The organism is Bacillus sp. SRB_8, from assembly GCF_003264205.1.
GTDB lineage: Bacteria > Bacillota > Bacilli > Bacillales > Bacillaceae_G > Bacillus_A > Bacillus_A mycoides.
Window position 1 is genome coordinate 34,324 of record NZ_NADT01000042.1, and the last position, 17,073, is coordinate 51,396.

21 protein-coding genes and 1 pseudogene are annotated in these 17,073 nt (G+C 33.6%); 5 read left to right on the forward strand and 17 right to left on the reverse strand.

Annotated elements, in window-relative coordinates; genetic code table 11:
• Window positions 1–126: 126 nt before the first annotated feature.
• From B5P40_RS26370 to B5P40_RS26435, 13 genes are all read right to left on the reverse strand, one after another.
• Window positions 127–315 (reverse strand): hypothetical protein, encoded by a 189-nt coding sequence (locus B5P40_RS26370; protein WP_000516426.1) that lies wholly within the window; start codon window positions 313–315, stop codon window positions 127–129.
• A gap of 50 nt (window positions 316–365) precedes the next feature.
• Window positions 366–614, reverse strand: a complete 249-nt coding sequence (locus B5P40_RS26375) for a DUF4176 domain-containing protein (RefSeq protein WP_000771626.1) — start codon at window positions 612–614, stop codon at window positions 366–368.
• 172 nt (window positions 615–786) lie between these two features.
• A complete protein-coding gene (locus tag B5P40_RS26380) occupies window positions 787–981 on the reverse strand; it encodes a hypothetical protein (RefSeq protein ID WP_000477204.1) in 195 nt (64 codons plus the stop codon).
• 4 nt (window positions 982–985) lie between these two features.
• Window positions 986–1,873 carry a WXG100 family type VII secretion target gene (locus B5P40_RS26385; protein ID WP_113710171.1) on the reverse strand — a complete coding sequence of 296 codons (888 nt, stop codon included), beginning with the start codon at window positions 1,871–1,873 and terminating at the stop codon, window positions 986–988.
• A gap of 294 nt (window positions 1,874–2,167) precedes the next feature.
• Entirely contained in the window at window positions 2,168–2,359 is a 192-nt protein-coding gene (locus B5P40_RS26390) for a hypothetical protein (RefSeq protein ID WP_001182258.1), read from the reverse strand.
• Window positions 2,360–2,474: 115 nt separating this feature from the next.
• Window positions 2,475–2,654 carry a hypothetical protein gene (locus B5P40_RS26395; protein WP_000701193.1) on the reverse strand — a complete coding sequence of 60 codons (180 nt, stop codon included), beginning with the start codon at window positions 2,652–2,654 and terminating at the stop codon, window positions 2,475–2,477.
• 89 nt (window positions 2,655–2,743) lie between these two features.
• On the reverse strand, window positions 2,744–2,938 hold the full coding sequence (locus B5P40_RS26400) for a hypothetical protein (protein ID WP_088007896.1): 195 nt from the start codon (window positions 2,936–2,938) through the stop codon (window positions 2,744–2,746).
• A gap of 363 nt (window positions 2,939–3,301) precedes the next feature.
• Window positions 3,302–3,670 (reverse strand): cupin domain-containing protein, encoded by a 369-nt coding sequence (locus tag B5P40_RS26410; protein WP_113710172.1) that lies wholly within the window; start codon window positions 3,668–3,670, stop codon window positions 3,302–3,304.
• Between the two features lie 12 nt (window positions 3,671–3,682).
• Entirely contained in the window at window positions 3,683–4,168 is a 486-nt protein-coding gene (locus tag B5P40_RS26415; protein ID WP_113710173.1) for a GNAT family N-acetyltransferase, read from the reverse strand.
• Window positions 4,165–4,725, reverse strand: coding sequence for a 2'-5' RNA ligase family protein (locus B5P40_RS26420; RefSeq protein WP_113710174.1), 561 nt, complete (start codon window positions 4,723–4,725; stop codon window positions 4,165–4,167). Before B5P40_RS26420 ends, B5P40_RS26415 begins: the two co-directional genes overlap by 4 nt.
• Before the next feature lie 6 nt (window positions 4,726–4,731).
• Window positions 4,732–5,298, reverse strand: a complete 567-nt coding sequence (locus B5P40_RS26425; protein WP_113710175.1) for a GNAT family N-acetyltransferase — start codon at window positions 5,296–5,298, stop codon at window positions 4,732–4,734.
• Between the two features lie 231 nt (window positions 5,299–5,529).
• Window positions 5,530–6,657: a metallophosphoesterase gene (locus tag B5P40_RS26430; RefSeq protein WP_113710176.1), complete on the reverse strand. Its 1,128-nt coding sequence runs from the start codon at window positions 6,655–6,657 to the stop codon at window positions 5,530–5,532.
• Between the two features lie 150 nt (window positions 6,658–6,807).
• Window positions 6,808–7,230: a GNAT family N-acetyltransferase gene (locus tag B5P40_RS26435; protein ID WP_003188852.1), complete on the reverse strand. Its 423-nt coding sequence runs from the start codon at window positions 7,228–7,230 to the stop codon at window positions 6,808–6,810.
• Between the two features lie 131 nt (window positions 7,231–7,361).
• On the opposite strand from B5P40_RS26435, the gene pdxR reads away from it, so the two are divergent.
• Window positions 7,362–8,762, forward strand: a complete 1,401-nt coding sequence (gene pdxR, locus B5P40_RS26440; protein WP_113710177.1) for a MocR-like pyridoxine biosynthesis transcription factor PdxR — start codon at window positions 7,362–7,364, stop codon at window positions 8,760–8,762.
• A 44-nt stretch (window positions 8,763–8,806) separates the two neighbouring features.
• On the opposite strand, the gene B5P40_RS26445 is transcribed toward pdxR, so the two are convergent.
• Window positions 8,807–9,664 (reverse strand): YitT family protein, encoded by an 858-nt coding sequence (locus B5P40_RS26445; protein WP_002031506.1) that lies wholly within the window; start codon window positions 9,662–9,664, stop codon window positions 8,807–8,809.
• A 169-nt stretch (window positions 9,665–9,833) separates the two neighbouring features.
• Window positions 9,834–11,042, reverse strand: a complete 1,209-nt coding sequence (locus B5P40_RS26450; protein ID WP_113710178.1) for a macrolide family glycosyltransferase — start codon at window positions 11,040–11,042, stop codon at window positions 9,834–9,836.
• A gap of 383 nt (window positions 11,043–11,425) precedes the next feature.
• Here B5P40_RS26450 and B5P40_RS26455 point away from each other — a divergent pair, with 383 nt between their 5' ends.
• Genes B5P40_RS26455 through B5P40_RS26465 form a run of 3 tightly spaced genes read left to right on the forward strand, consistent with a single transcriptional unit; the run spans window position 11,426 to window position 13,921 of the window.
• Entirely contained in the window at window positions 11,426–12,304 is an 879-nt protein-coding gene (locus B5P40_RS26455; RefSeq protein ID WP_113710179.1) for a phosphotransferase, read from the forward strand.
• 23 nt (window positions 12,305–12,327) lie between these two features.
• Entirely contained in the window at window positions 12,328–13,215 is an 888-nt protein-coding gene (locus B5P40_RS26460) for a GNAT family N-acetyltransferase (protein ID WP_113710180.1), read from the forward strand.
• Entirely contained in the window at window positions 13,208–13,921 is a 714-nt protein-coding gene (locus B5P40_RS26465) for a class I SAM-dependent methyltransferase (RefSeq protein ID WP_113710181.1), read from the forward strand. The genes B5P40_RS26460 and B5P40_RS26465 overlap by 8 nt, the downstream gene beginning before the upstream one ends.
• Window positions 13,922–13,952: 31 nt before the next feature.
• Here B5P40_RS26465 and alr read toward each other — a convergent pair whose 3' ends face one another.
• Window positions 13,953–15,128 carry an alanine racemase gene (gene alr, locus B5P40_RS26470; protein WP_016120086.1) on the reverse strand — a complete coding sequence of 392 codons (1,176 nt, stop codon included), beginning with the start codon at window positions 15,126–15,128 and terminating at the stop codon, window positions 13,953–13,955.
• A gap of 171 nt (window positions 15,129–15,299) precedes the next feature.
• On the opposite strand from alr, the pseudogene B5P40_RS26475 reads away from it, so the two are divergent.
• A pseudogene (locus tag B5P40_RS26475) lies at window positions 15,300–15,761 on the forward strand (DinB family protein).
• Here B5P40_RS26475 and B5P40_RS26480 read toward each other — a convergent pair.
• The gene (locus B5P40_RS26480) at window positions 15,730–16,926 is read right to left on the reverse strand and encodes an MFS transporter (RefSeq protein ID WP_113710183.1); all 1,197 of its coding nucleotides are present in this window, start codon (window positions 16,924–16,926) and stop codon (window positions 15,730–15,732) included. The pseudogene B5P40_RS26475 and the gene B5P40_RS26480 sit on opposite strands and share 32 nt — an antisense overlap.
• Window positions 16,927–17,073: the final 147 nt, after the last annotated feature.

Sequence of the window (17,073 nt, forward strand, 5' to 3'; positions counted from 1 at the left end):
TAAAAAATCAGCCCTCCATTACCAGGGAGATAACGTTAAAAGAGGCGACCAGTAGGCCACCACCCAAGTAAAGCTATTAGTCATACATGTTATATATTTTCAACTGATATTCCATGCAATCTATCTCTATTTTACCCTTTTCTTTTTTCGATTTCTAAATATAATCTCTAATACAATTACCGTACTGAATCCTACAGTTAGTTGTAAAACTGTAAACAGCAATTTATCATTTAGAGGCATTGTAGGTACACTCCACAGCAGTACTGGAGGGATAAGTATGCCAATGATTACAAGGGTTCTCATTATTTTCCCCATTTTATTTCCCCTATCTTATTTTTTAAATCTATATGTATTTTTCAACTAATCTACAATTCTAATAATTTCTCACGTAGAACTAATTCACTCTCAGTCATATACCCTCTATGCATTTCCTCTACAATCTTATCATGATTAAAACAAAGTACTTTTTCATCACCTAGATAGCCCACTGGATAAGGAACGCCCACATAATCAAAATCACGTTTATCTGCTGATACAACCATTCTTCCAATGATCATAATAATCGGTTCTACCTCTTCTAGTTTTACTACTGTTCCGATTGGTAAAAGTTTCATTTATTCATTCCCCTTTATATATTTTTTGATAAAAGTGTTCAATAAGCAATTAAGACCACATAGCTATTACACCAAATAAAAGTATTACAAATACATTTATAATTTTTATATTAATGTCTGCAGTTACCATAAAACTTGCAATTACTCAATTATACTTTCTTATTTAAGTACATTAATTATCTCTATTCTTTTTAAATTTATTAGTGATGTATTCTAATAAATTTGTAGTCCCAAGAGACATTACACCTAATACAAGTATAAAAGTGAAAATAATAATTTTCCCTTTTAAATCTAAAGGAAAAAACAAACTAGCAATAGCCATTGCTATAAACCCAACAATTTTAATAATTTTTGACGATTTAAACATTCTCTTATTCCTCTTCCCCACGATTTTTGAATTTTGCAAATAGACCACCACCAACTTTTCCACCACCAACATACGCACCAGTTTCTTGACCTACATGAAACTTATAACCAAACGTCCCCAAACCAAATTCAGCTCGCACTTCGAGATCGTGATCTTTAAAAAATGGAATAATATTTGGAATATCAATTCTATCTAGCTTTGCTTCATATTTTTGTATTGTCACTTCTGCATCATCTTTAAACGTATAATCCTCAACCCCGTATACAACTGAAGCATCTATGAATTTTTGTGTTACTGATATTTCTGAAACATAAGGGTTTTTAAACGAAAGACTATCCTCGAATCCTGTAACTCCGCCCTTCACTCCAAGAATCTTTCCTGTCAATACATCTTCTTTTATCGTATCAAATTTATAAGGAAGTCCCACCTCTAGCTCTGCATGCCCAGCTTTGAACCCTAGCTTACTATTCTCAGAAAGTTCATATTCTCCCTCTAGTAATGACCCTTCTGTTTTAATACGATAGCGATCCTCTGTATTTACTTTTGTTGAACCTGTAAGTGTTTTATAATCCCCTTTAAAAGGTTTCCCCGTTAAAATGGTGGAAGCCATCGCAATAGCAACATCCATATTATCTACCTGCTCAAATTTATTAGCAGAATCAAGAAGAAACTTCTCAAGTGGCTCTAATATGGTTATAAATTGCGCCATCTTAAAAGATGAATCGCGAAAATCCATATTAAATTTCATATAAGTTGAGCCCAACCAATTACTAGAAATCATATCAATATCTCGTTTTAGTCGCTCCTGTGTTGCAGTTGCATTCGTGATAGTTGATCTAATAGTCCCTGCCACTTTTCGCAACTGTTCAGGAGTAACTTTTATATCTCCCATAGTCATTCCCCTTTTAAATATTTATATAGGATATTTTACCATAGAAAATTAATTTTACAGAATAATATTTTTTATACTCTTAAAAATCCGAAAGCTCGCTCTCCTCAAGAGAAGCAATTTTAATCAATACTATTAAATGCACAGATAGCTGATAACGAGACGGAAGCAATTCCTAGTATTCTTTTCCTAGATTATTTGTACATAAAGAAAAGAGCAACCTGTGTGGGCTACTCTTCCTGAAATCGCTCTTCATGGAAAAAATTATCGTGATAATTTTTTCCTATTTTATTAGTCTTATTTATTATTAAGTTTACTATACATCCGTTCGTAAAGTTTATTAGTACCAAGTGCACATGCTCCTAAAATAAGAACACCTATAATAAAGCCAACCTTTTTAGGTAATTCATACGGAGACATAATAGCAACTACAAGAAATATAGCAATCGCGACATATGTAATATATTTTCCAACCTTAAATGGCTGCATAATAATATGCTCCTCTCTTAATCCTCAAACTTAATGGTACCACCTAGTCCATAACTATCTCTAACATATAATCCCGTTTCTTATCCTAATTATTATTCCTCCTTCAATCTAAGTTTCATTTACTCATCCTCCTTTTAATATACTCCATTAAATTAATTGCTCCTATCGCCATTGCTCCCCAAAAGATCACACCAAATGTATATATAATCTTTTCTTTTATTGAATATGGCCCCATCAGCCCGACAGCGACTGAAATTACAACTAGTATTACCATTATAATTTTCGGAATCTTCATCACCTTACTACTCCTTATCTGTCTTCTCAAATTTTACAAATCTACAACTTTGGACTTTACTACTGTTCCCACTTGTAAAAGCTTCATTTTCATTCCCTTTTATCTTTTGTTTTTCCAATAAAGTCCATTAAATAGGTAAATCCAATTGCTAATCCGCCAAAAACAAGTACAAAAAAGAAAGTAAGTATACGATCTCCTAATGACTGCGGAAAAAATAATGAGAGTAGTGCAATAATAGGTACTGTTATTAAATATATAGTTCTCATTCGCTTGAAAGGTAGCATTTATTTACTCCTTTTTCCATTGAATTTCTCCATAAAATTTATAATTAATGTGTTCCATACTAGAGAAAATCCAGTAAATATAAGAACAGCTAGCGAAATAACAATTTTATCCCGCATTAACGGGCAGTAAGACTCCCACCTCAAAGATCGGATGGAACAAAGAAGTTAGGGGGAGATCAACTGCCCGTAAGCGCCCGATTGGTTCAACTAATAATCCGTGGGGGATGAACATCCCCCACGGATTAAAATTTCACTTTATCTTTCCACGTTTCTCCATTTATCATAGCGAGTGTGATTAATAGTACTGCTGCACAGATTACTATTTGCGTAACTTTGTGCATAGTAATCTCCTCCTTACACACCTTAATCATCAAACTTTCCCACTTCTTTCATTAAAACTCCTTTCTCAAGTCCCTCCGACTCAATTACAATTGCCATCAAGCCCTTTTCCGTACTCGTCTCATGTAACTCACCCTTCTCCCAAAATACAGCTTGTCCAGCTTCCACCTTCACTTTTTCTTTATTTGCTCCACACGCATATCCTTCTCCGTCCACAATAAGAAGCAGTTGAGATACAACTGCTTCATGATATCCGATGATTCCATTCTCTTGTAAATGCATAGCGCCGATATGTATATTCCCTTGATGGTTTAATATTTTCGACATTATGAAATTAGATTGAAATAATGATATGTGCTTTCCCACTTTTTCACTAAAATCAAATATTTTCATTTCTGCTCCTCCCTATACGTATAAAACCATCCTTACTGTCTGCATCATATGTCCTTCGAAATCTTCTTCAAATTGCTCTAATTCGGCAAAACCTTTCGCTTCATAAAAGCGCTTTCCTTTTTCATTTGCTGCTTCTACATGTATGTACAGTTTCCGAATCCCTTTTAACCCCTTAATCCCTCTTTTTAACAAAGCACTTCCTATCCCTTTTCCTTGCTGATCTGGCAACAAATAAATCGCACCTAATTCTGCTTCATTTTGCAGTCTAACAGGTGAAAAATTCGCAAACCCAATTACTTCTCCCTCTTCTTCTGCAACGAATAAATGTGTATTTTTAAGACGATATTTCATTTTTTCATCGGAATATGCCTCATCTAAAAAACTATCTTGCATCTCTCTCGGAATAATTCCTTCGTAAGTATCATGCCAAGCTATTTTCGCTACGTTTTGTACAGCATGAATATCTTCTTGCTTCATTTCTCTAATTACATATGTCATCTCGATGTCTCCATTCTCTTTAAATTATATTCTGCTAATATACTAGAAGAAATGGCAAAACCATCTTCATAATTTACCTTAATTAATTTTAACTTCTCAATCGAAGCTATTGTAACATCAAACTTTTCATATATATATTCCATTACACTTAAAAATTGATTTAAATTTAACCCATTTGCAATCGTGCAATGCGGCACCCATTTTCCTGGTACGTAATATGACTGTAGATTATCATGAAAAACTTTGAAATAATCATGATAAGAATGATGAAGTCTTAATAACTCATCAGTAATGGTTGGTGCTAGAAAGATCGTTCCGTTAGTAGGAAAAGTTCCAACAGAAGGAAAAGTTACAGTGGAGATGTTCTCTTGAAAAGCTACAAACTCCTCTAATCTCTTCGTATATAAATTAATATCTAACTCCTTATAATCAGCCAATGTTATATGTGGTTCTACTCCGGCTAGTTCATTTGTTTCAATTATATTCGTTAATTCATTTTGCAATTCTCTAACTTTATTAGTAGACACACAATCAAATGTAGCAATGATAGCGTACATGCTTCCTCACCCCTTCGTTACACATAGCACTTCCCATTCTTCACGAATCATTCCCATTCGAATAGAATCATAGTATGTCCCGTTATAATATCGGCATTTTCGCATTCTTCCTTCTAAGCTCATTCCTATTTTCTCTGCTACTTTCATCATTCTTTCATTGCCAGACCAAGTTGTAAGCCCTACTCTACCAATCTCCATATTTTCAAATAGTAAGTCCCTATATAATGTTAATGCTTCTGTACCATATCCACCGTTCCAGTATGCTGGGTCATAAATTACGATTCCCATTTCTAACCAACGCGTCGGTTTATGCTCCCAATAAAATCCGACTGTCCCTATAATTTGACCGTCATTTTCGACAATTAAATTCGATAGCGGCTCTTCTATTAAACGTTTTTGTGAGTTTTCTTTATATCGCGTGTATTCTTGCATTGTTATTGGAAAGTATGGTGCATCCCATTTTTTCCACTCTGGATTTTCTTCTTTATATATGAAGCTCCATAATGTTTTGATATCTGATTCTTCTATTGTACGAATTGTAACTTTGATCCCCTTTAATATAACGTTTTGCATAATTTCCTCCTACATTCCTCTTTATTTCATATACAATTATAATGTTTTTTCAGAAAAATCAAAACAAAACTCTACTCTATATTGTATAATTTTGTTATAAGATACGAATTATTTATGTAAATTAGCCAATTTTTTCGAGTTTTATCTAGAAACGGAATTTCGGAAAAAATTAGATGAAGTACGAACTCGTAGCATAGTTAATAAAAAACAGGAGGTTATATCCCTCCCATTTTAGCTAAATATTGTATTTCCCTTCTTTTCTACCTCAAGTAGAATCCCTTTCTCTATCCAGCCCTCTACTCCATCTTTTTTAATTAAATCATATCCCCTGCAGCTACCATCAATTAAAGAAACTGTATCCCCTTTTCTAATACTGATTTGCGCACAAGAAATATCCGTTTTCACTGTATACTCACCTGATTCAAGTTGCTTTATATACTCGTTTTTCACATGAAGTAATTCATTTGTTCCTAGTTGTTTACATACGGTAAAACCTTTCATTCTCTCCACAGGTTCTATGTAATAATGTGGATATGTAACCCCGCCCTGCATTACTGAATTCGCATTAAAATCAGCCAATACTTCATACTGTGGAAAATGATCTACATATGTATAAGAAAACGTATCACCTGAAGTTGTCCTCTGAATAATAAATGCATTTAATTGCCCTGCTTCTTTAATCGCATTACCACCATCAATCGCAATAATTTTTTTCTCCTTATCAATAACTGGATTGTTAGACGGCGCCTCCTCGGAATAGTTCACAACAGGCCAATGTCCAACAATTACGTACTTATCCGCACTATGTGACTTATTAAAAAACTCTGGTATTGCAATTGCATTTTTCCTGTCTGTTTGTCTCCAATTCTCTCTATCTTCAAGGCCAGCATGTACAAAGATATAATCATCAGTTTCAATAGCAGTTGGCAATTCTGTTAGCCACTTTATTTCTTTTGAAAAATGGCTCATCAATATTTTTTTCACTTCACAAATATCACTTTCTTCATTAACGGTAACGTTCAATTTCGCTAACCATTCATTAAAAATTGTATTCTTTCTCGTACATAAATAATTTATTAGCGCAGGATTTTCATTTACAAGCGCTTCAACTACAGCTTCACAATTCCCTTCAATTACATAAACATTTGGCTTGCTAACTACTAGATCCATCACATAGTTTACGACGCCAATGCTATTTCTTCCTTTCTCACAAAGATCACCATTAATAATTAAATAATCTTCATCTTTAAAATTAACTTTATGTAATAATTCCTTTAAAAGATTTAATTCGCCATGAATATCAGAGATTACGATAACTCTTACACCTTTTGGGATTAATAGTTTCTGAATTTTTTCCAAGTATGAACTCCCCTAACCTTCTTTACATTCAATATTATCGTCTCAATTATAAAGAAACTATTCGACAAAATAAGCAATTAACCCTCTTCATCTTAAACTTCTAAATAAAAGTAGGTTCTATATGTTACCTCACATAGAACCTACTTAATATTATAACTCTTTATAAAAAGAATAACTTACCTTATCATAGCCTTCTCTTTCATAAAAACGATGGGCATCAACTCTTGGAAACGCTGATGTAAGAACGATAGAACTGCACCCTTTTTCTCTCCCCCATTTTTCTACATATGACAGAAGAACTTTACCATATCCTTTCGATCTGTGAGCTTCCGCAGTTACAAGGTCATATACGAAAACATGTTTCTCATTATAAAAGTTCGTACAAATTGCTACACCAGCAAGACAAACAACTTCATCATCTTCATTCTGTAACGAAAGTAGTTTATAATTTTCTTCTTTCATTTTTTGAAATAAAGAACTTGCTTCTTCTCTTGAAAGTTTCGTTCGTAATTGCTGTAATACGGGGAATACATCATGTAAATCAGCTTCTGTTACTACTTCTCTAATATTCATTATGATTCTCTCCTTACTATTTATAAAATTTTCTAAATGTTATATCATTATTATAAAAAGCAACTGCCCCTCACTTAAGTGACAGTTCGATTATTTTTTATATGGCCAGTTTTTAAAGGAGAATTCATAAAATGGATCTTACTATCTCATTGCAATTAGAAAGTAAAACACCAATTTATTTACAAATTTACGAATATATGAAACGAGAAATCTCTCAGGGATCACTGCCTGCCGGTACACGCCTTCCTTCTCACAGAAATTTAGCGATACAACTTAATGTTAGCCGTATTACTGTTGAATCTGCTTATCAACAATTACTAGCTGAAGGTTATGTAGAAAGTAAACCGAAACGTGGGATTTTTGTTGCAGAAGTTGATATTGATGTCATTAAAAATAAACAACAAGTTGTGTCAAACAGCGCTAACAATATAAAAAAAGAACAATATGACTATGATTGTAGCCAAGGGCTGATTGATCAAAAAGCTTTTCCAATTACAAACTGGAAAAGAGCATTACAAGAAACTTTATTCCAGTATGAAAATGAATTATTTGCTAGAGAAGATCCTCAAGGTGAGTTCGTTTTACGAGAGCATATTTCAAAATATTTATACCATGCCCGCGGGGTACATTCTTCACCTGATCAAATTATTATCGGAGCCGGTACGCAGCCTCTTCTTTGGCTACTACTTCAACTGCTTGGTTCAAAAAAAGAATATGGAATCGAAAACCCTGGATTTCACCGTATAACTGCCATGATTCAAAGTTCTGGTCTTCCTGTTCACCCTATTTCATTAGACGATAAAGGGATTCGTATTTCAGCTTTACGTGAATCACGTTCCAATGTAGCATACGTCACTCCATCACACCAATTTCCTCTTGGAATGATTATGCCATTATCTAGAAGGCTCGAATTATTAAGATGGGCCAATGATTGCGGAGGATATATTATTGAAGATGATTATGACGGAGAATTTCGTTATGTAGGAAAACCTATTCCCTCTTTACAAGGACTAGATTCAAATGAACGCGTTATTTATATGGGAACTTTCTCGAAATCCTTCTTACCTTCTTTGCGAATGGGGTATATCGTTTTACCAACTCATCTATTAAAAATCTATACAGAGCTTGAAGGTAAGTTTAAACAAACTGTTTCCACAATACAGCAACTCGCTTTTGCAACCTTTATTCACAATGGTGATTGGGAGCGCCATTTGAACCGTAGTCGTACGTTATATAAAAGAAAGCACACATTACTAGTTAAATCTATCAAAAATGAAATGGGATCTCGTGTTCAAATACTTGGCGAACAGTCTGGACTGCATATCGTACTTCATGTTCATAATGGTATGAACGAACAAGAACTGATTCATACTGCTGCAAAACAACAAATCAAATTATACCCACTCTCTACATATGATTCTGTACATAATTTAAGCGAGGCGTCATATGTACTACTCGGTTTCGGCAGCATTCCCGAAGATAGTATCGAAATTGTAGTCAAATTACTAAAGGAATCCTGGTTCCCTAAGTAAAATAACTCCACATAAGTATAACTTATGTGGAGTTATTTTACACACTATTTTTCTGATACGTCTCCTGATCGAGCAGTCCTTCCTGGACGCTTAACACCAGTTGTTTCTGTTGAATAGGAAGCTTCAATTATAGCGGTTGGATCTACAGAGAGAACGAGATCTTTCATTTTTGGATAAATGAAACGGTTTGTAATACAATAAATGATTTTCTTGTGCTCTCCTAAAAAACCACCTTCTCCATGTAGATACGTAACGGATAATTGCAATTCTTTCATAAGCAAATCGCCTATTTCTTTATTTTTCCCAGAAATAATCATAACGCTCTTTCCTTGATTAATACCATCTAATATGAAATCAATCATTTTCGTAACAATATAGAAAATAGCTAATGAGAACATCGCTTGTTCGATTGAAAATAAAATGGCAACAAAAATGAAAATAACCGCATTTACAGCAAGTAAAAATGTACTAATTGGTACTTTAAAATGCTTGTTCATCCAAACAGCTAACATTTCTGACCCATCAATTGCTCCACCCATTTTTACAACAATCCCAACACCAACTCCAAATAGAACTCCTCCATAAAGTACAATTAATAATTCCGAAGTTGTAATTGCTGGAAATGGCTTTAAATAAATCAATCCAAGTGTTGTAACAACATTTGCATAAGACGTACGGATAAAGAACTTCTTACCCATTACTTTTGCAGTAAATAACAAAATAGGAATATTAAGTCCTAAAAACACTCCGTAAAGCGGTAATCCTGCAACTTTATTTGCCATAATAGCAATCGCAGTTACCCCACCGTCTACTAGGCCATTAGGCGCTAAAATAAGTTCTAGTGAGCCCGCTACAATAATGGATCCAATTGTTAATAATACGTATTCGAATAATTTTTTCATTCATTACCCCCAAAACTTATATATTTTCTTAGTATTATTTTAACGTAATTTTACTACTAATTCAAAGATATCAGTTTATATACACAAAAGTTTCACCTTTATAGTGATTTTTTATGTAATTTATTTATAAAAACACACTTACGTATTTCAGTAAGTGTGCTCCAAACATTTATTTAAGTTTTAAGTATGAATTCACTTTCATTTTAAATATTTCATCAACTGCTCTATTATACCCACCAGCATTTCGAAGTGACTCTCCAACTTTACGACTATTTTCCTTAAACGTTACATCATACATTACTTTCTTTACAGTCTCACCTAACAATTCAGAAGTTAATTCTTTACAATTAAGCCTTATTCCAGCTCCTACTTCACTCACTCGTTTCGCAACTAAAGGCTGATCTCCTGTTACCGGAATTACAACTAACGGGACACCGTAATATAGTGCTTCACTCGAACTATTCATACCACCGTGTGTCACGAATACATCAGCGTACTGTAATACTTCTAATTGCGGCACATAATTATACAACTTAAAGTTATTCGGAATGTTTTCAAATTGACTTATATTTATCTTCTTACCAACAACTAATACGACTGTCGCTTCTACATCTTTAAACGCTTCAAAACATTTTTCATATAACTCAGGTTGTTCATTAAAAACTGTTCCCATAGAAATGAAAATCAATTGTTTATCTTTTAAATCTTCCATAGGAAAGCTATCTACTTCTTTTCGAGTAGCAATTGATGGACCGACAAACTTATACGATTCATCGAATACATCTGAACGCGGCTGATATTCCTTTGAAGTATATACAATAGTAATATCACCAGGATGATTCATAATATCATACATATTAATACATTTCATTCCATACTGCCTATTCCATTTTTCCATTCCCGCTAAACAAGATTGATATAATGGATTAGTTTCATCTACTTGTCTCGATTCTTGTTCATCATTAAAAGTAATGTACTGATTAAAAGCAAACGTTGTACAAGAAGAAACGCTAGGTAATTTTAAAACATTCGCTATAATACGTCCTACTGGAAAATGATTATCGTATATCAAGTAATCGTACTTTTCCCCTTTTGTTTCTTCTACAATTTGAGTAACAATACGCTCTGATGCTTCAATCATATGAGATAGCATCGTCAAAGGACTCCCACCTTCATTTACTCGTTCCATAATATTAATTTGAGAGAGAAAATTCTCAAACACTCGGAATTCTGCACCTGTTGCTTCAATCTTCTTTCTATAATCTTCAATACAATACGAAACAACTGTTTCCCCTCGCCGAATTAACTCACTTACAATAGCTAAAGTCGGATTTATATGACCTTCTCCAGGGAAATTTATTACGAGTACATTTGCCATAATATTCTCTCCTATCTAATATAATTAATAGTTAATCATATTAATTAATTTAAAACTATTAAGTAATCTATTCTACTTCTTCATATTTTTCTCTTCATTTTATTATTGAGAAATATTTTTTATAACCTACATTATAACTCTTATAAAAGTAGGCTTAACCTTTCATTTATTGAAAAATACGGGATTTACATTCAGGCATTTTTACAGATTTATCATCAGAAACATTATTTTGATAATTCATACAAAACTAGAAAAATATAATTTTCACACTGATTTCTCACCATAAATTTATTTAAGTTCTATGTTGTCCCCATCATTATCCACTTGGTACATATTCTGTTATATAATGAATTTATAGAATTTACAGAAAAAGAAGCTCTTTCATGCTACAACAATTGTTTACTTCACCTATTTTATCCGCTCAAGCTTTGCATCCAGGCTATGAAGACCATGCAAGCGACGTGTTTCTTGTTAAAACAGAAGCTGAAGAAGTTATTGTTCGCTCTTCAAAAATGACTGAAGAGCCCAACAATGATTTTTGGTGGGGATGTAAAAATCTTTTTGGAATTGATCCAAGGCATGTACATCATTTAGAAACAATACACGCATTATTGAAAAAGCATACTACCTTACCCATCCCGACTATTTTGCAAAAACATGTTTTAAATGAGCGAGAGTATGTAATCGTCGAAAAACTAACCGGAAATACGCTGCAATCATTTATCGGACAACCTGATTCTATTTTATTCAGTCTTGGAAAAGGACTAGCAGAAATTCATTCGTTTCAAGCAGAGTTTATAGGAAACCCATCAAATACTTTCCACATTCCACTAGAAGAATTTAAGTCTCACATATTAAAAATCAGTAAAGATCTTGTAAATAAGTTCTATTCCGATAACGCGAGCATCCAAAACGCATTTCATACTTTTGAGTCACAGCTCTCTTCCTTGCCGTCACCGAAGGAATCTACACTTGTTTTAATTGATATGGATCCTACTCAGTTTTTATCAGATGGAGAATCTATTACTGGTTTAGTAGATACAGAGGCTTATGCAATTTCTCCACGAGAGTTTGATTTTATTGGATTAGAATATGTACTTACAGAAAAAGAGGCTCATGCTTTTAAACAAGGTTACGAAACCATTATGCCCATTCCTCGTCTTGAAGAATGTAGACATCCCTATCGATATTTGTACCGGTTATTATCTGTTCAGGGCAGTGTGGAGTTAGACAAGTGGTTGCGTCATCCATCCTATTTTTAAATACGAATGAGAGGGATTATGAAATGAATATTGAACAAAAGAAATCTTTAACAGCAAACGAAATTCAGCAAATGAAAGATTTATCTCATATTTGCGGACAACACGATCAAATTGATTACTCGTCAGATTTACATATAAACTTTTTAACTGCCCGTAATATAGAAGTGGTAAATGATTTTCTATTTTATGATGATACTCAATTAATCGGTGCATTAAGTATATATGACTTTGAGAGACCAACAAAACTGGAGTTAATAGGGTTTGTTCATCCGAACTATAGGAAACAACATATAGGCACTACTCTTTTACAAACCGCAATGAAAGAAATACAAAAAAGAGAGGCTGATGAAGCCCTTCTTATAATTAATGGTGACTCTATTTCAGGGAAATCATTTGCAAAACAAATGAACTTTCCTTATTTATACAGTGAATACGGTATGGAGTTCAAAACAAACGAAGCACAAAAAACAATGAAAAATAATATTAATCTTACCGTTGCATCTTCTGAATTACTTCCTGATCTTATAGAAATCGCTAGTGAAGCTTTTGGAGATTCGGCAGCAAATACATCCACATGGTTACAAAAGATGATGAATTCATCTTCCCATCAAGTTTACAGTGCTCTTATCGATGAAAAAGTGATAGGAACGATTACAGTTACTGAGCAAGAGCAATCTACTACACTATCAGGATTTGCAGTTCATCCTTCTTATCAAGGTAAAGGATATGGTAAAGATATTCTTAGTTATATGGTACATACACTTATTACAGAAGGAGTTTCAACAATTGAACTAGACGTCGAAACGAAAAATAACAATGCTTTAAAACTATATACACAATGTGGTTTTGAAATTAAAAAGAAGCATGACTATTATAATTTAATGAATTTTGAGCAGAATACATATGTCTAAAAAACTAATTTATTCTGATTATGATATTTTTGCAGACATTTATAATAAACATTGGGGACATTTTGCAGAACACTCCTATCCAGCCTATCATAAATTTGTTTTACAAGATGCCGCTTCCCACTCCCGTATATTAGACCTTTGCTGCGGGACTGGTCATCTTACTAGGAAACTAATTGATAATAATTTTATAGTAACTGGTATAGATGGTTCTGCTCAAATGATCGAACACGCACGTCAAAATGCGCCAGATGCAACCTTCATCGTCGATGATGCTCGCTATTTCAATATAAATAAGCAATTCCACTACGTCATCTCAGCCGGTGATAGCTTAAATCACATTATGAAATTAAACGAGCTAAAAGACGCTTTTCATCATGTTTATTCGGCATTATATGATGGAGGTACATTCGCATTTGATATAAATACAGAAAAAGGATTTCTTGAAAACTGGAGTGCTTCGTTTCATATTTCAGAACGAGAATATGTTTGTACCATTGATTCCACGTATGATAGTGAAAGTAACAGAGCAGAAATGAACTTCATACTATTTAAACATGACATAGATGATAGTTGGAAAAGAAGTGACTTTTCTTTTGAGGAAGCCTGTTACTCCAATGAAGAAATAATTTCTTCGTTGGAATCTGTAGGATTTAAAAACATTCAACTACATGGTGCAAATAGAACATTTTTCATTTGTCAAAAATAAAAAAACTGAATCATATCGATTCAGTTTTTTCTTATTTTTTTCTTAATATATTTACAACCGCAGTCGTTTCATCATTTTTTTTATAAACACGTGGAATTCTTCTATCCAACATGCATGTAACTTCATAATTAATTGTACCTAACATATCTGCTATTTCTTCCACCGCAATCTCTTCTTCATCTTGTTTGCCGTAGAATACAACTTCGTCTCCTACTTGTACTGGCATTGCATTTGTAACATCTAGCATAAGCTGATCCATACAAACACGGCCAATTACAGGTACTCGTACTCCGTTTATTAGTGCATGCCCTTTATTAGATAGCTGACGATTATAACCATCAGCATAACCAATCGGTACAGTTGCAATCCATTCTTCGCCCGTTGTTACATAAGTATTCCCATAGCTAACACCACGATTTTTCTTCGCATGTTTAACATGAGCTACTTTTGATTTTAAAGACAACGCTGGCTGTAAGGAAGCAACTGTATGATCCACTTCTCTTGAAGGATACATACCGTAAATTCCAATACCGACACGAACCATATTTTGAAATGTGTTACTAAGTTCCATTGATCCTGCACTGTTTGAACTATGAATATATGGAAAATGAATTCCTAATTCTTCCGCTGTATTTACAGCTTTCTCAAACAAACTTGTTTGCATATTTGTATAAGTTTTATCTATTTCATCAGCGGTAGAGTAATGTGTAAACATCCCTACTACTTCTACATATCGCATACGTTTTAACTCTTCAAAAAACGGTTTAACTTCTTCTTCCTGTAAACCAATACGGCTCATTCCTGTATCAATTTTCACATGAATTCGCACTTTCTTTTGAAGATGGTTTGCAACTTCATCTATACCTTGTAAATCTTCTACTCTATAAACAGTCATCATAACGTCATATTGAATTACATCTTCTACAGCTGCTACTGGTGTATATCCTAAAATTAAAATAGGTACAGTGATTCCAGCTTCTCTTAATTCAATTGCTTCATCTACAAATGCAACTGCAAGTTGGTTTATTCCTGCTTCAATAGCCGATTTCGCAACTTCAACTGCCCCATGACCATACCCATTCGCTTTTACAGCAGCCATCATTGCAATATTTTCATCATTCACACGTTTTTTAAATTCTTTTACATTATGTTTTACCGCATTTAAGTCAACTTCAACAATTGTATCTCTTCCATATTTCAAGCTCATTGGTCTAACTCCTAACTCAATAATTACATTCCATTCTATTTCACGTTTCATATGACCTTTTACAATATAATACTTTTCACTATGCTAGTCAAACTACTAGAATTTTCGGAATTTTGAGTATGATATAATACCCTTAAGAAACTATTATATACGGAGGTGAGAATAATTACAATGTTTGTTCCATCTGCATTGAATCAAGTTAAAATTGCTATCGATACTTCCATTCAAATACTGAACCAATATACTGAAAGTGATTTGAAAATAAAGCCTATTTAATCAAAGCGGTCATTATTTGAAATGTGCACACATCTTTCCCTTATTTTCCATGCTGATTTACTCATATTAAATGGTATTACGGAAAAATACTTACATACCTTTTATATAGAACAAACACCAGAAACAATTACTCAAATACAGCAAACGATGATACAAGGGTACGATTTACTTTCTAAAACTTTTTTATCCTATTCCAATGAAGAATTAGCGGAAATTATGACTGCTTATTGGGGTATTTCTTACTCTCGATTCGAATGGTTGCTTGAAATCGTTGCACATTTTTATCATCATCGCGGGCAAATTCATATTTTATTAGTTGAGCATATTAAAGATCCTTGCATTCCTTTATTTGAATAAAAAGAGTGGAAACAAAACCAATAAAGAGTATCAATCCTAATAAAATAAACGTCTGAGCATAGTCCCCTATTTTCATAAGATAAATAGAAATAATAGGTCCTATACTAGTTCCTAAAAATAAAACGAAAGTATAAATAGAAACTGCTATTCCCCTTGATTTTCCTCCTAATTGGCCGACAAGAGAAACTAAAGACGGAACGGATATAGCAATACCTATTACAAAACAGATACTCATCATTACAAGTAGCGGCAGGTTGGAAATAAAGCCCATTGAACTTAAACTAAAAATAGCAACCAACAATCCGCCCTGAAGAACTTGCCTTACTCCGAACCTCTTTGTTAAACGACCCGCAAGTGGTGACAGCAACATACCAAATAGCCCCGCTAAGCGAAAATAAAGAATTTGTTCTGGAATTAAATTGTAAGTAGGAGAGCTCAAATAATCCCCTAAAACAGTATACATGTTAACAAAAGCCATTAATAAAACAAATGCAATCATATAGCTCAATACTAAGCTTTTATGTGTAAAAACTTTACCCATCTGTTTAATTGGTCCCAAAATATCAGTATTGGATTGAGACATTTCCCCTTTCGGAAGAGAATAATGAATCCATACAGCAGTAATGATATAGACAATACTAAGAAGAAAGAACACCATATGCCATCCAAAATGCTGACTAACAGCTGTACTTATTACTTGCCCTGCAATTCCAGCTACTAAAAAACCGGTACTAACAAATCCTATTGTTGTAACCTTTTTTTCTACTGGAAACATTTCTACAACGTAAGCTAACGCTACTGGAGAAAATGTAGCTGCTGCTATCCCCTGTAACCCTCGAAGAATAACAAGCCAAAATAAACTATCCACAATCCCTAAGAAAAAAGAAACAATCGACAGTGCAAGCAGTCCAATAAAGATCACTTTTTTTCTCCCATATTTATCAGAGATTGCCCCAAATAACAAACAACCTATAGCAAAGCCAACAGAAAATATACTGCCTGTAGCCGCAGATTGTGCTAATGAAACCTTAAAAAGGTCTGAAAATAGAACGGTTAAAGGAATCGTCACATATAAGCTGGACATAACCACCATGCCCGCCCAACATAACACCGCTGTCATTATTGTGTAATTCCTTTCACTATTTACTTCTTTTGATATTTCCATCATAAAATCTCCCCCTTACAATGATTTTCCCCATCGGTTTAAAACATCTAAAGTAAACTACTCAAAACGCCATTCCTTTAACACTTACTTAATTTGTTTACGTTAAAAGACATATCACCACCTCGTATGATTAAGTTAGGTTTTTTA

Bases quoted from the DNA above. Each gene is read 5' to 3' on its own strand.
- B5P40_RS26370 (WP_000516426.1), bottom strand. From the start codon at position 315: ATGGGGAAAATAATGAGAACCCTTGTAATCATTGGCATACTTATCCCT.
- B5P40_RS26395 (WP_000701193.1), bottom strand. From the start codon at position 2,654: ATGAAGATTCCGAAAATTATAATGGTAATACTAGTTGTAATTTCAGTC.
- B5P40_RS26375 (WP_000771626.1), bottom strand. From the start codon at position 614: ATGAAACTTTTACCAATCGGAACAGTAGTAAAACTAGAAGAGGTAGAA.
- B5P40_RS26385 (WP_113710171.1), bottom strand. From the start codon at position 1,873: ATGGGAGATATAAAAGTTACTCCTGAACAGTTGCGAAAAGTGGCAGGG.
- B5P40_RS26420 (WP_113710174.1), bottom strand. From the start codon at position 4,725: ATGTACGCTATCATTGCTACATTTGATTGTGTGTCTACTAATAAAGTT.
- B5P40_RS26450 (WP_113710178.1), bottom strand. From the start codon at position 11,042: ATGGCAAATGTACTCGTAATAAATTTCCCTGGAGAAGGTCATATAAAT.
- B5P40_RS26425 (WP_113710175.1), bottom strand. From the start codon at position 5,298: ATGCAAAACGTTATATTAAAGGGGATCAAAGTTACAATTCGTACAATA.
- B5P40_RS26410 (WP_113710172.1), bottom strand. From the start codon at position 3,670: ATGAAAATATTTGATTTTAGTGAAAAAGTGGGAAAGCACATATCATTA.
- B5P40_RS26390 (WP_001182258.1), bottom strand. From the start codon at position 2,359: ATGCAGCCATTTAAGGTTGGAAAATATATTACATATGTCGCGATTGCT.
- B5P40_RS26400 (WP_088007896.1), bottom strand. From the start codon at position 2,938: ATGCTACCTTTCAAGCGAATGAGAACTATATATTTAATAACAGTACCT.
- B5P40_RS26460 (WP_113710180.1), top strand. From the start codon at position 12,328: ATGAATATTGAACAAAAGAAATCTTTAACAGCAAACGAAATTCAGCAA.
- B5P40_RS26415 (WP_113710173.1), bottom strand. From the start codon at position 4,168: ATGACATATGTAATTAGAGAAATGAAGCAAGAAGATATTCATGCTGTA.
- B5P40_RS26445 (WP_002031506.1), bottom strand. From the start codon at position 9,664: ATGAAAAAATTATTCGAATACGTATTATTAACAATTGGATCCATTATT.
- B5P40_RS26480 (WP_113710183.1), bottom strand. From the start codon at position 16,926: ATGGAAATATCAAAAGAAGTAAATAGTGAAAGGAATTACACAATAATG.
- B5P40_RS26455 (WP_113710179.1), top strand. From the start codon at position 11,426: ATGCTACAACAATTGTTTACTTCACCTATTTTATCCGCTCAAGCTTTG.
- alr (WP_016120086.1), bottom strand. From the start codon at position 15,128: ATGAGCTTGAAATATGGAAGAGATACAATTGTTGAAGTTGACTTAAAT.
- B5P40_RS26465 (WP_113710181.1), top strand. From the start codon at position 13,208: ATGTCTAAAAAACTAATTTATTCTGATTATGATATTTTTGCAGACATT.
- B5P40_RS26435 (WP_003188852.1), bottom strand. From the start codon at position 7,230: ATGAATATTAGAGAAGTAGTAACAGAAGCTGATTTACATGATGTATTC.
- pdxR (WP_113710177.1), top strand. From the start codon at position 7,362: ATGGATCTTACTATCTCATTGCAATTAGAAAGTAAAACACCAATTTAT.
- B5P40_RS26380 (WP_000477204.1), bottom strand. From the start codon at position 981: ATGTTTAAATCGTCAAAAATTATTAAAATTGTTGGGTTTATAGCAATG.